The following is a 13,342-nucleotide window of genomic DNA, read 5'->3' on the forward strand; positions in this document are numbered from 1 at the left end:
AAGGGAAACCGCAGCAAGAAGAAGCTGTCCAATCGCTCTTCCACGAAGAAGGCCGCCCTCAAGCGCCGTCGCGCTCGCGAGCGCCGTAAGTAGTTCGCTGCCTGCCTCCTCCCCTGTTCTCCAGGGGAGGGGGCAAGCAACCCTTCCCTGCGCCGGACTCCCCTGGGGCGGACCCGTCGGGGCAGCCTGAGGGGGTAGTACCCGCCGAGCCCTTGGCGGGAGGCATGACTCTCCGTTGCGCCGCTGAAGTGCCGGCGCCTACATTGCCCCGCGAATTCATGGCCCGGGAAAAGGACAACATCGTACTCTCCGACGAGCACAACTCGCGCGGCATCGAGCTTGCCGATCGCGGGTGGCTGGACGAGGCCATCAAGGAGTTCAAGAAGGCGATCGATCTCGATCCCGACTCCGCCCACGCCCACGACAACCTCGCCACCGTCTACGCGGAGAAGAAGCTCTTCCGTGAGGCCCTCGGCGAGTACCTCACCGCGCTCAAGCTGGAGCCGGAGAGCCCCACCGCGCACTACAACCTCGCCTGCTTCCTCTCCACGCACGCCGCCGAAATGGCCGTGTCGGAGTACCGCGAGGCCATCGAGTTGGATCCGGAGTACCCGGACGCGCACCTCAACCTGGGTCTGACGTACGCGGACCAGGGCCGCATCGAGGACGCCATGCGCGAGCTCCAGACGGCCATCGAGCTGGACCCCCAGGACGCCTTTCCCCGCCACGAGCTGGCCGCGCTGCTGATGGACGAGGGCGACTACCGCTCCGCCATCACCCAGCTCAAGGAAGTGGTGCGGCTGGAGGGGGAGAACTTCGAGGCGCACCTGGACCTGGGCATCTGCTACGCCCAGAAGGGCTTCTACGCGGAGGCCGAGCGCTCGTACGACAAGGCGCGCGCGCTCAACGCGGACGACCTGCTGCTCAACTACAACCTGGCCGCCCTCTACGCGCTGTGGGGACGCCGGCCCGATGCGTTGGCCTACTTGCAGAAGGCCGTGGCCGCGGATCGCCAGAAAGTTCAGGGCTGGCTCGCCTCGGATACGATGTTCGACTCCTTGAAGGGCGACCCCGAGTTCGAGGCGCTCTTCTGAGCGTCTGAGCTCCTCTATGGAATGGGTCTTCCTCGGACTGGCGATCCTGCTGGTCTTCGCGAACGGTTTCTTCGTGGCGACCGAGTTCGCCATCGTGAAGATCCGCCACACGCGCCTGCAGGCCATGGTGGACGATGGGCGCCCGGGCGCCTCCAACGCCATGAAGATGGTGGACAAGCTGGATGCGTACCTGTCCGCCACGCAGTTCGGCATCACCCTCGCGTCGCTGGGCCTGGGCTGGCTGGGTGAGCCGGCCTTCGCCCACCTGCTGGAGCCGGTGCTGAACCGGTTGGTGCCGGAGGCGGCGGGCGCCACGCTGGCGCACTCGCTGGCGGTGGCCTTCGCCTTCGCCATCATCACCTTCCTGCACATCGTGGTGGGGGAGCTGGCGCCCAAGAGCCTCGCCATCCAGCGCGCCGAGGAGACGACGCTGGCGGTGGCGCTGCCCATGCGGGCCTTCTACTTCGCCTTCTACCCGGCCATCTGGCTGCTCAACGGCGTGGCGGGCTGGGTGCTCAAGGCCTTCGGGCTGCACACCGCGCACGAGTCCAACGACGCGCACAGCGAGGAAGAGCTGCGCGTCATCCTCAACAGCTCGGCGCAGGCGGGCGCCATCACCATGCAGCGCGCGGAGCTGCTGGAGCGCTCGCTGGAGATGGCGCAGAAGACGGCGCGCCAGGTGATGGTGCCGCGCAACCAGGTGAAGTTCCTCGACATGGAGGAGCCCCTGGACAAGTGCATCGCGGACGCGCGCGCGGCGGGCCACACGTGGCTGCCGGTGTGCCGGGGGAACATGGACGCGGTGGAGGGCCTGGTGAACGTGAAGGACCTCTTCTTCCTCCTGTCCAAGGGCGAGCTGCGCAGTCTGGCGCAGGTGCAGCGGCCCGTGGTGTACGTGCCGGAGCACGTGACGCTGGAGCAGCTCCTCAACGAGTTCCGCCGCCGCCGCCGACAGATCGCCCTGGTGGTGGACGAGCACGGTGGCACCTCGGGCATGGTCACCCTGGCGGACGTGGTGGCCGAGGTGGTGGGCGACGTGGCCGAGCTGGGCCGGCGCATGGACGAGGTGCGCTCGCTGCCCGGCGGACGCTTCGAGCTGCCCGGCACGGCCCAGCTGGACGACCTGGAGGACCGCCTGGACGTCTCGTTCGAGATCGACGACGAAGACGTCGAGGTGACGACGATCGCCGGCTACATCATGGCCAAGCTGGGGCGGATTCCCGAGAAGGGGGACACGCTCAAGCTGGACATGTGGCGCATCCAGGTGGACGAGGTGGAGGGGCCGCGCGTGGTGCGGGTCATCGTGGAGCCCCAGTCCGGCCCGAAGCCGGTGGCCCCGGCCGTGGACGCCTGAACCGACTCAGCGCTTGCGCGTCCCCGACGGCTTCTTCTCCTTCTTCTCCGGGGCCGGGGCCGGGGCCGGGGTGGGGCGCTCCACCTTGAGCAGCTCCAGATCCGTGTTCTCCCCGGTGGCCACCTTCACGATGCCCACGCCGGGGGCGAACCAGATGTAGCTCTCCAGCGAGCGACCCACCGAGTCCAGGCGACCGGCGCGCGCCGTGGTGATGTTGCGCACCTTCAGGGCCTTGAAGGTGCCTGCGGAGACGGTGACCTCCTCCTCTCCGACGACCGTGGCCTCCTTGTCGAACGTGGAGGAGAGCACCGGGCGCAGGCCCCCCGGCAACTGGGCCGACGCGGGCGGCCGCAGCTTCACCGACAGGCTGTTCTTCCACGAGCCCCCCGGCACCATGGTCGTGGCCGACGGTACCACCACGCCCTCGGACGACACCACCTCGACGTCCATGCCCGAGGCCGACAGCAGCGTGCCCTCGAGCCCGCCCACCCCCGTGCGCACCCCGTCCGCGCCGCAGGTGGCCTCGGTGCTGCCCGCCTTGCCCCCCATGTCCACCGCCAGGGTGCTGGTGAGGCCCCCCTCCGTCGTCTTCACCTCGCGGGTGGCCAGCAACAGCTCCGAGCGACCCGCCCGGTAGGTCAGCCTCAGCCCCTCCTCCAGCGGAAAGTATGGATTGGGACAGTGGGCCGGGGGCGTCGCCGTGTCAGAGGGGACTGCTATGCCCGCCGGGGACGCTCCGACGAGGAGGGAGAAAGCAAGCAGGGGCCCGAACGTAGGTCGCCTCCAGAAAAGGTTGAAGAAAGGTAGGGTTTATTCCCTCCGGTACAAGTCCCCCCGGTCCCCCGGCCGGTGGGCACCATGCTTGCCTGCTCGCATATCGTCACGCATGGCAGGGTCACGCTTGATCGGTCGAGATCCAGCGTGCTACTCGTCTGATCGCTCCGGAGCCGATTTCTCGGCCTCCGGTGCCCTTCCTCCCTCGCCTGCACACCTGTCGGGAGCCCGTACTCGATGCGAATCAAACGGTTGGACATCACCGGCTTCAAGTCGTTCATGGAGCGCAGCGTCTTCACGTTCGATGACGGCGTCACGGGCATCGTCGGCCCCAACGGCTGCGGCAAGTCCAACGTGGTGGACTCCATCCGCTGGGTGATGGGCGAGCAGAGCGCGAAGAACCTGCGCGGCCGCGGCATGGAGGACGTCATCTTCAACGGCTCGGAGTCCAAGCCGCCCCTCAACATGGCCGAGGTGTCGCTCACCTTCCATGTGGATGAGACGGACACGCTCCCCGTCCACCTCTCCGGCCTGGCCGAAGTCACCGTGACGCGCCGGCTCTTCCGCAGCGGCGAATCCGAGTACCTCATCAACAAGACGACCTGCCGCCTGCTGGACATCACCGAGCTCTTCCTCGGCACCGGCGTGGGTACCAAGGCCTACTCCATCATCGAGCAGGGCCGCGTGGGACTCATCGTCTCCAGCAAGCCCGAGGACCGGCGCCACCTCATTGAAGAGGCCGCCGGCATCACCAAGTACAAGTCCCGCCGCAAGGCCGCCGAGCGCAAGCTGGAGGCCACCCAGGCCAACCTCCTGCGCGTCACGGATATTACGAGCGAGTTGGAGCGCCGCCTGGAGAGCCTCTCGCGCCAGGCGAAGAAGGCCGAGAAGTACAAGAAGCTCAAGACGCGCATGCGGGAGATCGAGCTGCACTCGGCCTCGCACCGTTTCCTGGAGCTGCACGCCGAGTCCAAGGTGCTCCAGACCCGGCTGGACAGCCTGGGCGGCGAGGAGCGCGAGGGCCTGGAGAAGCTGCGCGAGCTGGAGGTCATCATCGCCAACCGCCGCGCCGAGCAGGAGGCCGAGACCGAGGCCCTCCAGCGGCTGTCCGCCGAGGTGCACGCCCTGGAGAGCACCGTGCAGCGCACGGACCAGGACCTGGCCTACTGGCGCAAGGACCTGGAGGAGACGAGCGCCCGGGTGGGCCAGTCCGAGGCCGAGCTCAACGCCCTCAAGGCCCGGCAGGCCGAGGTGGCCGACACCATGGCCGCCCGCGAGGCGGAGCTGAGCAACATCGCCGGCTCGTGGAAGGAGGACGAGGTCGCCATGAAGGTAGCGCAGGAGGAACTGCGCCGGGCCACCCAGCTCCAGGCGGAAATCTCCCTGCGGCTGGAGCAGGAGCGGGCCGCCGTCGTCACCGTGGCGAGCCGGCTGGCCAACCACGAGAGCAACCTCGTCAACCTCGCCCGCCAGAAGGCGGACCTGGAGACGCGCCGCGCCCGCAACCGCGCCGAGGCGGAGTCCCTGCGCGAGCAGGAGAAGCAGCTCGACGACGTGCGCCAGCAGGTGGCCCGTCGGGTGGAGGAGAGCCGCCACCTCTCGCACGAGCTGGCCGAGCGCAAGGGCCACGAGGAAGAGGCCCTGGTGCGCACGCGCCAGGCGTTCATGGAGAACGAGGTCCAGGTCATCGGCCTGCGCGAGGAGCTGAGCGACAAGCGCAGCCGGCTGTCCTCCCTGGAGTTGCTCCAGAAGGACTACGAGGGCTTCGACAAGGGCGTGCGCGCGGTGATGGTGCGCGCCGGCGACGAGGCTCGGGCCCAGGGCATCTTCGGCCTCGTGGCGGACGTCATCTCCACCACGCCGCGCTACGAGCGGGCCGTGGAGGCCGCGCTGGGCGAGCGGCTCCAGCACGTCGTCGTGGAGAGCCGCGACAAGGGCGTGGAGCTGGTCGAGTACCTCAAGTCCGCCATCGAGGGCCGGGGCAGCTTCCTGCCGGTGCCCTCCTCCGAGCGCGTGCCCTCCGTGGTGGCGCCGGACACCTCCCGGCCCGGCGTGCTGGCCAGCGCCTTCCACGAGGTGACGTGCGAGGAGGCGCTCAAGCCGGTGGTGCAGCTGCTCCTCGGTGACGTGGTCATCGTGGACGACCTGGTCTCCGCCCGCGCCTACGCGGACGCCGAGGGCAATGCCTGCACCCTCGTCACCCTGGACGGCGAGGTGTTCCGCCCGGACGGCACCATCACCGGTGGCGAGCGCGAGGGCGCGGTGGTGGGCGCCCTCCAGAAGAAGCGGGAGATCTCCGAGCTGGCCGGCGAGGTGGCCCGGGTCGAGGAGCGCTACAACGAGATCCTCACCCGGCACTACACCCTCCAGAAGCAGATGGGGGACATGGAGGACGTGCTCCGCGGGCTGGCGAAGAACCAGCACGCCGAGGAGCTGAGCCTCGCCAACCAGGAGAAGGACCTCCACAAGGCGAGCGAGGACCTGGCGCGGGTGCGCGACCGGGTGCGGGCGCTGGACGCCGACGAGTCGCAGCTGGCCCACATGTACGAGGGGCTGGCGCACGAGGAGGAGAACAGCCGGGGCGAGGTGGCGCACGGCCAGGCGGACCGCGAGTCGCGCGAGGAGCGCGTGAAGCAGCTCGTGGGCGAGCTGGAGTCGCTCAAGCAGCGCGCGGAGACGGCCTCGGGCAACCTCACCAGCCTGCGGGTGAAGGTGGCAGCCGGTGGCGAGCGCGGCGAGTCGGCGCGCAAGGAGCTGGAGAGCCTGCTGGCGCAGAAGGAGGAGATGGCCAGCCGCGTGCGCAAGCTGGAGACCACCGTGCGCGACGGCTCGGCGCGGGTGACGGAGTTCCAGCGCCGCATCTCCGAGACGGAGGAGCTGCGCGGCAAGAAGGCCGAGGAGCTGCGCCTGGCCTCCGAGGTGCTGGAGGCGCGGCGCACGGCCCACGGCACGGCGTCGACCCAGGTGCGCGAGCAGGACACCGTCCTGCGCGAGCTGCGCACGAAGATGGAGAGCGTCACCCAGGGCCTGTCCCAAATCACCCTGCGCGAGCGGGAGATCGCCCTGGAGCTGGAGCACCTGGTGGCGGGCATCCGCGAGCGGCACGGCACGGAGCTCCAGGAAGAGGTGCACCGCTACCACCTGCTGCCCTCGCTGAGCGAGGAGGCGGAGCAGGAGCTGAAGGACCTGCGCGCGCAGGTGGACAAGATGGGGGAGATCAACCTCACGGCCATCGACGAGCACGCGGAGCTGGCCCAGCGCAGCGAGTTCCTGCTGACGCAGAAGAAGGACCTGGCGGACTCGATGGAGAAGCTCCAGGAGGCCATCCGGCGCATCGACGCGTCGAGCCGGGAGCGCTTCAAGCAGACGTTCGACATCGTCAACGAGAAGTTCCAGGCCATCTTCCCGCGGCTGTTCGGCGGCGGGCGGGCGAGCCTCATCCTGACGAGCGAGGGACAGGGTGGGGAGCCGGGCGTGGAGATCGTGGCGCAGCCTCCCGGCAAGAAGCTCCAGAGCGTGGGCCTGCTGTCGGGCGGCGAGAAGGCGCTGACGGCCGTGGGGCTCATCTTCGCCATCTTCCTCATCAAGCCGACGCCCTTCTGCCTCCTGGACGAGGTGGACGCGCCGCTGGATGAGGGCAACGTGGGCCGCTACAACGACATGGTGAAGGAGATGAGCAAGCAGTCGCAGTTCATCCTCATCACGCACAACAAGCGGACCATGGAGGTGTCGGACACGCTGTACGGCGTGACGATGGAGGAGCCCGGCATCTCCAAGCTGGTGAGCGTGAAGCTGCGCGAGGCCAAGGCCGCCAACGACAACGTCTCCGCGGCCTAGAGGCGGGCCCATGTCCGCCATACTCTCCAAGTCGCTCGCGAATGGCACCCGGATCTGGACCTCCCCCAACGGGGAGCTCCGGCCGTGGCGTCCTGCCCCGCATGTCCTCGTGTTGCGCTTCCGCGGGCCCTTGTTCGATGCCGAGTTCTCCCGGCTCGCCGTGACGGTCATCAACGAGTTCGTCGCCGACAACCCTCGCGGCAAGGTGGACATCTTCCACGACTGGGAGGGGATGGAACTCTACACCACCGAGGCCCGGACCGAACTCACGGACCTGGGCCTGCTGCTGGCGGCGCGGCTCGCCTCGCTCAGCGTGCTGGTGGGCTCGAGCCTCATCAAGATGGGCGTGACGATGGCCGGCATCAAGCTGGGGGGCATCCACGTGTTCACCACCCGGGACGAGCTCGACCAGGCCGTGCGGCAGGCGGTGGAGTCCCGGGGCGGCACGTACACGCCGCTGCCTCCGGAGGAGTAGACGAAAAAGGCGCGGAACCCGCTTCGGGTCCCACGCCTTCGCTGTTTCAGGCCCGGGTGTCCGGGCCAGGCGCGAGGACTACTTGCGCTCCTTGGGGCAGGCGCCCTGGTCGGCCTCGAGGCGCTTCTGCGCGTTGGCCAGATCCTGCTGGGTGCCGGCGATGACCTCCTGGCTCTTCGTCTCGACGTCGCCCCAGGCGGCGTCCTTGGCCTTGAGCTCCTGGGCGAGCGCCAGCGTGGCCTGGTCCACCTTGAGCTGGGCGTCGATGGCGTTCACCCAGCCCTGGGCGGAGTTGACGAGCGCCTGGCACTTGCTCTTCAGCTCGTCGACGAGCTTCCAGTCCTTGGTCTTCTGGTACTTGGAGACGATGGCGTCATAGGCCTCGGCGGCGTTGGAGCGGGCGCCGAAGGCGATGGCGGCGTTGGCCGAGCGCTGGTTGCGCTCCAGCTCGAGCTGGAAGAAGCGCAGCTCGGGCGGCAGCTCGGCGGAGGCCTCGGTGGCCTTCGAGTTGAAGTGGATGAAGCGGTAGGGGAACTTCAGCTGGTCCGTCTCCAGCTTGGCCGGCAGGGCCATCATCTTGGCCTGGAGGCAGGTGGCGAGCTGGTCACCCGCGGGGTTGCCCACCGGGTCGAAGGTGATGGCGGCGGCGGTGGCCGTGTCCTTCTTCAGGTCCACGTTGGCCTTGAGGATGGGCGGGGTCTTGTTGGCGAAGCCCGCGTAGCACTCGCACCAGTTCGTCTGGGCGAGCCGCACGGTGCCCGAGTAGTCCGAGCCCGGGTTGATGCCGAACTTGACGCTGGGGCTGTTGGCCGCCTCGTGCACGAAGGTGCTCTCGGACTGCACCGGCTGCGAGCCCTTGGGCAGGGCGGTGAGGGGCACGCGCGTGTCCACCACCTTCTGGATGCACGCAGAGCCCTCGGGGGTGAGGTTCTCTCCGGAGATCGTGTGGGTGCCGCCCTGCTCGGTGACGTCCGTCTTCACCACCACGCGGGTGGTGGTGCCGTCACCGCGGGTCTTGGGGTCCACCAGGCACTCCATCACCTCGGGCCGGATGGCGAGGATGGAGCCCACGAGGATGCCCTGGTTGACGGGCTGGGTCAGGGTGGACGTCGGCGTCTGCTGGCACACGGCCACGTCGAATGGATGCTGGTTGGTGATGCGCATCCGCTCCTCGGTGGTGGTTGGGGCACCGGGCTTGGTGGCCTGCTGCTGGCCGGCACAGCCGGCCGCGAGGAGGACGGAGGCGATGGCGATACGGCGCATCATGCGTGGAAATCTCCCTTGGGGGTGGGGTACTGCGGGGGCCTCATTTATCAAGACCCTCGGCGTTCTTGAGATCCTTCAGCCGCAGCCCGTTCTTCTTCAGGAGGCGGTAGAGGCTCTGCATGGACAGGCCGGTGTGCTGCTCGGCCGTCTTCATGTCGAAGTTGGACACGCGCATCACCTCGGCGAAGTAGAGGCGCTCGAAGTCGGCCACCACGCGGTCCTTGGCCTCGTGGTAGGGCATGCCGGTGACGATCTCCGCCACGCTGGTGGTGGGCTGCTGGCCCTCGGCCTTGCGCTCGGGCTGGGCCATGAAGTCCAGCCAGCTCACGTTGCCCGTCTCCTGCATGAGGGCGCCGCGCTCCAGCACGTTGCGCAGCTCGCGCACGTTGCCCGGCCAGTCATAGCCCTCGAAGAGGGCGAGCGTCTGCGGGGTGAGCTCGAAGGAGGACTTGAGGCCGCGCAGCAGGGAGCGGGCCAGCACGGGGATGTCCTCGCGCCGGGTGCGCAGCGGGGGCAGGCGCACGCGCGCCACCGCGAGGCGGTAGTAGAGGTCCGCCCGGAAGCGGCCCTGGCGCACGTCCTCCTCCAGGTTGCGGTGGGTGGAGGCGATGACACGCACGTCCACCGGCACCGGCGCCCCTTCCAGCGAGGGCACCTCGCGCGACTCCAGCACGCGCAGCAGCTTGGGCTGCAGCGACAGCGGCAGCTCGCCCACCTCGTCCAGGAAGAGGGTGCCGCCCTGGGCCGCCTCGAAGACGCCCCGGTGGCTGGCCTTGTCGTCCTCGTCGCCGCCGGAGCGCAGGCCGCCGAACAGCTCGCGCTCGGCCTTCTCCTCGGTGATGAGGTTGCAGTCCACCACCTTGAAGGGGCCGTGACGCCGGCGCGAGTGCTCGTGCACGGCGCGCGCCGCCAGCTCCTTGCCGGTGCCCGTCTCGCCCTCCACCAGCAGGTTCATGTCCTCGCGGGCGATGCTGCGCAGCTGCGCGAAGACGAGCCGCATCTGCTCCGAGGTGCCCACCAGCGCCCCGAAGGCGTCCGCGCCTCCCATCACCTCCACCTCGGTGGAGCGCGACTCCTGCTTGAGCGCCAGCTTCGTCTTGCCCAGCTGGACCTTGTCGCCCGTCTGCACCAGCGCCTGCATCACCTGGTGGCCGTCGAGGAAGGTGCCGTTGCGGCTGCCCAGGTCGCGCACCACGAAGCCCTGCGAGGTGCGCTCCAGCTCCACGTGCCGGCGGCTCACCGTGGGATCGCTGAGGACCAGGTCACTGGCCGGATCCGAGCCCACGCGCAGCAGGGAACCCTGCGTGGTGAACTTCTTGCCCTTGTCCGGTCCGCCCACCACCTCCACAGTCCACTCACGCACCTGGATCCGTGTCGAGCGAGCCTCGGGGCTCTGCACGGTCTGGGTGACCTCCGGCCTGTCGTTGATCATCGGCGTTGACCCTCCCCCCGGTGAGGCGGGCTGGGAGCCCGGCCAGCGTCACGGGAGTTCCCTGTTTATGGGGCCCGGCACGAGGGGGCAAGCCTTTGTCTTACCAAGGTGGGTCAACTCGGGGACTGTCGTCTCCCCGACGGAACTGCTCCACCCAGGGGCGCAGCAGGAGCTGCTGCTCCGCGCGCACGGCCTGGGCGGTTCTACCTGTGGGCCCGCTAGTAACTGCCGGGCGGATCGCTGGCCGGGAAGGACTCCTTGGACTGCTCGTCCACGGTGTCGTCTCCCAGCTTTCCGCCGGACTTCACCCGGGAGTTGGTCTGCGTCCCGGACGCCTTGCTGATGCCGGGGGTGCCATCGACCACCAGATGCTTGCCCTGGCCGCCGGCCCCGGCCTGGACGCCCTCGGCCCGCATCAGCCGGGCCCCGAGCAGGTTCTTCGCCCGCTCGGCGATGTCCCGCTGAGACTCCTGGTAGTCGCGGAAGAAGTCCACCAGCTCCTGGTCTCCACTCTGCTCGGCGTCCTGGATGTACTGGCCGACCTCGGACGCCGCCTGGAGACAGTGGTAGAGCACGCTGATGACGTCGTAGTTCTCGTCCTTGGTGCCCGTAGCCTGTTCCCCTGCCTCTGCCATGTGCGCCTCCCTGCGTGGATTGCTCACGGCAAGCTGCGCACGGTGGAGGAGGGCGCCCACCAAGCCCGGCTGCTCGCCTGGTTCCGGGCAGGCGGCTCAAGCGCGAAGCATCGGGTCGAGCCGTCCCTCACTGTCCAGGCGAGCGAGATCGGAGTAGCCCCCCACGTGGGTCTCCCCGATGAAGATCTGCGGCACGGTGCGCTGGCCGCCGCTCATCTCCACCAACCTCGTGCGCATGTCATCGTTGCCGGTGACGTCCACCTCCTCGTACTTCACGCCCTTGCGCGTCAGCAGATCCTTGGCCCGGACGCAGTAGCCGCAATAGGTGGTGGTGTAGATTTTGACGGGCTTCATGCGAGTCCTCCTGGGTCTTCCTGAAGGTAAGAGGGCAGGGGGCGCCACGCCACCCGACCTCTGGCTGCCCGCAATGCGAACGGCCCCCGGCTCCACGAGGGAACCGGAGGCCGTATGCGGGGCTCGGAGCGCGGGGGGTGACCCGCGCTCCAGGCCGGAAGGGCTTACATGCCCATGCCGCCCATGCCGCCCATACCACCCATGCCACCCATGCCGCCGCCGGCGCCGCCCGCGTCCTTCTCCTCCTTCGGGCGCTCGGCCACCATCGCCTCGGTGGTCAGCATGAGGGAGGCCACGGACGCCGCGTTCTGCAGCGCGTAGCGGCTCACCTTGGCCGGGTCGATGACGCCCGCGGCCAGCAGGTCCTCGTAGACGCTGGTGGCGGCGTTGAAGCCGTACGAGCCAGTGCCCTCCTTGACCTTGTTGACGATGACGCTGCCCTCGAGGCCGCCGTTGGCGACGATCTGGCGCAGCGGCTCCTCGACGGAGCGGCGGATGATGTCCACGCCGAACTTCTCACCGGCTTCCACCTTGAGGGTGTCCAGGACCTTGGAGCAGCGCAGCAGGGCCACGCCACCGCCAGGAACCACGCCCTCCTCGACGGCGGCGCGGGTCGCGTTGAGGGCGTCCTCCACGCGAGCCTTCTTCTCCTTCATCTCGGTCTCGGTCGCGGCGCCCACGTTGATGACGGCCACGCCGCCCACCAGCTTCGCCAGACGCTCCTGGAGCTTCTCGCGGTCGTAGTCGCTGGTGGTCTCCTCGATCTGGGCGCGGATCTGCTTCACGCGCGCCTCGATGTCCTTCTGCGCACCGGCACCGTCGACGATGGTGGTGTTGTCCTTGGTGATGGTGATGCGCTTGGCGCGACCCAGGTCGTTCAGGGTCAGCGTCTCCATCTTGATGCCGAGGTCCTCGGCGATCATCCGGCCGCCCGTCAGGGTGCCGATGTCCTCGAGCATGGCCTTGCGGCGGTCACCGAAGCCCGGGGCCTTCACCGCGGCCACGTTCAGCACGCCACGGATCTTGTTGACCACCAGGGTGGCCAGGGCCTCGCCCTCGATGTCCTCGGCGATGATCAGCAGCGGCTTGCCGGAGCGGGCCACCTGCTCGAGGATGGGGAGCATGTCCTTCATCGAGGAGATCTTCTTCTCGTTGATGAGGATGAGGGGATCGTTCAGCACGACCTCCATGCGCTCCGGGTCCGTCACGAAGTACGGGGAGAGGTAGCCGCGGTCGAACTGCATGCCCTCGACCACGTCCAGGGTGGTGTCGAGACCCTTGGCCTCCTCCACCGTGATGACGCCCTCCTTGCCGACCTTCTCCATCGCGTCGGCGATGATCTGCCCGATGGTGGTGTCGCCGTTGGCCGAGATGGTACCGACCTGGGCGATCTCCTTCTTGTCCTTGGTCGGCTTGGCCAGGTTCTTCAGCTCGGCCACGATGGCCGCCACGGCCTTGTCGATGCCGCGCTTGATGTCCATCGGGTTGTGACCGGCGGCCACCAGCTTCGCGCCCTCGCGGAAGATGGCCTGGGCCAGCACGGTCGCCGTGGTGGTGCCGTCACCGGCCACGTCGGAGGTCTTCGAGGCAACCTCCTTCACCATCTGGGCGCCCATGTTCTCGAACTTGTTCTCGAGCTCGATCTCCTTGGCGACGGTCACGCCGTCCTTGGTGATCGTGGGGGAGCCGAACGACTTCTCGATCACCACGTTGCGGCCCTTGGGCCCCAGGGTGACCTTGACCGCGTCGGCCAGGATGTTCACGCCGCGGAGGATGGCTTCACGCGCACGGACGTCGAAAAGAATTTCCTTGGACATATTGGATGCTTTCTTTGGGTAGGGGGAGGAGCGGGGGGGATTACTTCTCGATCACGCCGAGCACATCCTCCTCACGGAGAATGAGGTGCTCCTCGCCGTCGATCTTGATCTCGGTGCCCGCGTACTTGCTGAACAGGATGGTGTCGCCGGCCTTGATGTCGAGCGGGCGGACCTTGCCGTCCTCGAGCACCTTGCCATTGCCGACCGCGAGCACGTGGCCCTCGAGGGGCTTCTCCTTGGCGGTGTCGGGGATGAACAGACCACCCTTGGTCTTGTTCTCCTCGGCCACGCGCTTCACGATCAG

The 13,342-nt window shown here is 68.4% G+C and carries 11 protein-coding genes; 4 read left to right on the forward strand and 7 right to left on the reverse strand.

The genetic code is table 11. The features are described from left to right. Nucleotides 1–278: 278 nt before the first annotated feature. The gene (locus tag VF794_RS06385; RefSeq protein WP_331108289.1) at nucleotides 279–1,094 is read left to right on the forward strand and encodes a tetratricopeptide repeat protein; all 816 of its coding nucleotides are present in this window, start codon (nucleotides 279–281) and stop codon (nucleotides 1,092–1,094) included. A gap of 16 nt (nucleotides 1,095–1,110) precedes the next feature. Continuing rightward, nucleotides 1,111–2,448, forward strand: a complete 1,338-nt coding sequence (locus tag VF794_RS06390) for a hemolysin family protein (RefSeq protein ID WP_331108290.1) — start codon at nucleotides 1,111–1,113, stop codon at nucleotides 2,446–2,448. 6 nt (nucleotides 2,449–2,454) lie between these two features. Here VF794_RS06390 and VF794_RS06395 read toward each other — a convergent pair whose 3' ends face one another. After that, nucleotides 2,455–3,060, reverse strand: a complete 606-nt coding sequence (locus VF794_RS06395) for a hypothetical protein (RefSeq protein ID WP_331108291.1) — start codon at nucleotides 3,058–3,060, stop codon at nucleotides 2,455–2,457. Nucleotides 3,061–3,459: 399 nt separating this feature from the next. Here VF794_RS06395 and smc point away from each other — a divergent pair, with 399 nt between their 5' ends. Both smc and VF794_RS06405 read left to right on the forward strand, forming a co-directional pair. Further along, nucleotides 3,460–7,059, forward strand: a complete 3,600-nt coding sequence (gene smc, locus VF794_RS06400; protein ID WP_331108292.1) for a chromosome segregation protein SMC — start codon at nucleotides 3,460–3,462, stop codon at nucleotides 7,057–7,059. Nucleotides 7,060–7,069: 10 nt separating this feature from the next. Beyond that, nucleotides 7,070–7,534, forward strand: a complete 465-nt coding sequence (locus VF794_RS06405; RefSeq protein ID WP_331108293.1) for a hypothetical protein — start codon at nucleotides 7,070–7,072, stop codon at nucleotides 7,532–7,534. 78 nt (nucleotides 7,535–7,612) lie between these two features. Here VF794_RS06405 and VF794_RS06410 read toward each other — a convergent pair whose 3' ends face one another. The 6 genes from VF794_RS06410 to VF794_RS06435 all read right to left on the reverse strand — a co-directional run. Beyond that, entirely contained in the window at nucleotides 7,613–8,800 is a 1,188-nt protein-coding gene (locus VF794_RS06410) for a hypothetical protein (RefSeq protein ID WP_331108294.1), read from the reverse strand. 40 nt (nucleotides 8,801–8,840) lie between these two features. Then, nucleotides 8,841–10,232 carry a sigma 54-interacting transcriptional regulator gene (locus VF794_RS06415; RefSeq protein ID WP_331108295.1) on the reverse strand — a complete coding sequence of 464 codons (1,392 nt, stop codon included), beginning with the start codon at nucleotides 10,230–10,232 and terminating at the stop codon, nucleotides 8,841–8,843. 218 nt (nucleotides 10,233–10,450) lie between these two features. Beyond that, entirely contained in the window at nucleotides 10,451–10,867 is a 417-nt protein-coding gene (locus tag VF794_RS06420; protein WP_331108296.1) for a hypothetical protein, read from the reverse strand. A 96-nt stretch (nucleotides 10,868–10,963) separates the two neighbouring features. Next, nucleotides 10,964–11,221 (reverse strand): glutaredoxin 3, encoded by a 258-nt coding sequence (grxC, locus tag VF794_RS06425; RefSeq protein WP_331108297.1) that lies wholly within the window; start codon nucleotides 11,219–11,221, stop codon nucleotides 10,964–10,966. Between the two features lie 164 nt (nucleotides 11,222–11,385). Continuing rightward, entirely contained in the window at nucleotides 11,386–13,038 is a 1,653-nt protein-coding gene (gene groL / locus VF794_RS06430) for a chaperonin GroEL (RefSeq protein WP_331108298.1), read from the reverse strand. Nucleotides 13,039–13,078: 40 nt separating this feature from the next. After that, nucleotides 13,079–13,342, reverse strand: a 264-nt coding sequence (locus VF794_RS06435; RefSeq protein ID WP_331108299.1) for a co-chaperone GroES, incomplete at its 5' end; no start/stop codon positions are given.

Source organism: Archangium sp., from assembly GCF_036389735.1.
Classification (GTDB): Bacteria; Myxococcota; Myxococcia; order Myxococcales; family Myxococcaceae; genus Archangium.

Coding starts and splice junctions, on each gene's coding strand:
- VF794_RS06385 (WP_331108289.1), top strand. CDS start 279: ATGGCCCGGGAAAAGGACAACATCGTACTCTCCGACGAGCACAACTCG.
- VF794_RS06390 (WP_331108290.1), top strand. CDS start 1,111: ATGGAATGGGTCTTCCTCGGACTGGCGATCCTGCTGGTCTTCGCGAAC.
- smc (WP_331108292.1), top strand. CDS start 3,460: ATGCGAATCAAACGGTTGGACATCACCGGCTTCAAGTCGTTCATGGAG.
- VF794_RS06405 (WP_331108293.1), top strand. CDS start 7,070: ATGTCCGCCATACTCTCCAAGTCGCTCGCGAATGGCACCCGGATCTGG.
- VF794_RS06410 (WP_331108294.1), bottom strand. CDS start 8,800: ATGATGCGCCGTATCGCCATCGCCTCCGTCCTCCTCGCGGCCGGCTGT.
- VF794_RS06415 (WP_331108295.1), bottom strand. CDS start 10,232: ATGATCAACGACAGGCCGGAGGTCACCCAGACCGTGCAGAGCCCCGAG.
- VF794_RS06420 (WP_331108296.1), bottom strand. CDS start 10,867: ATGGCAGAGGCAGGGGAACAGGCTACGGGCACCAAGGACGAGAACTAC.
- grxC (WP_331108297.1), bottom strand. CDS start 11,221: ATGAAGCCCGTCAAAATCTACACCACCACCTATTGCGGCTACTGCGTC.
- groL (WP_331108298.1), bottom strand. CDS start 13,038: ATGTCCAAGGAAATTCTTTTCGACGTCCGTGCGCGTGAAGCCATCCTC.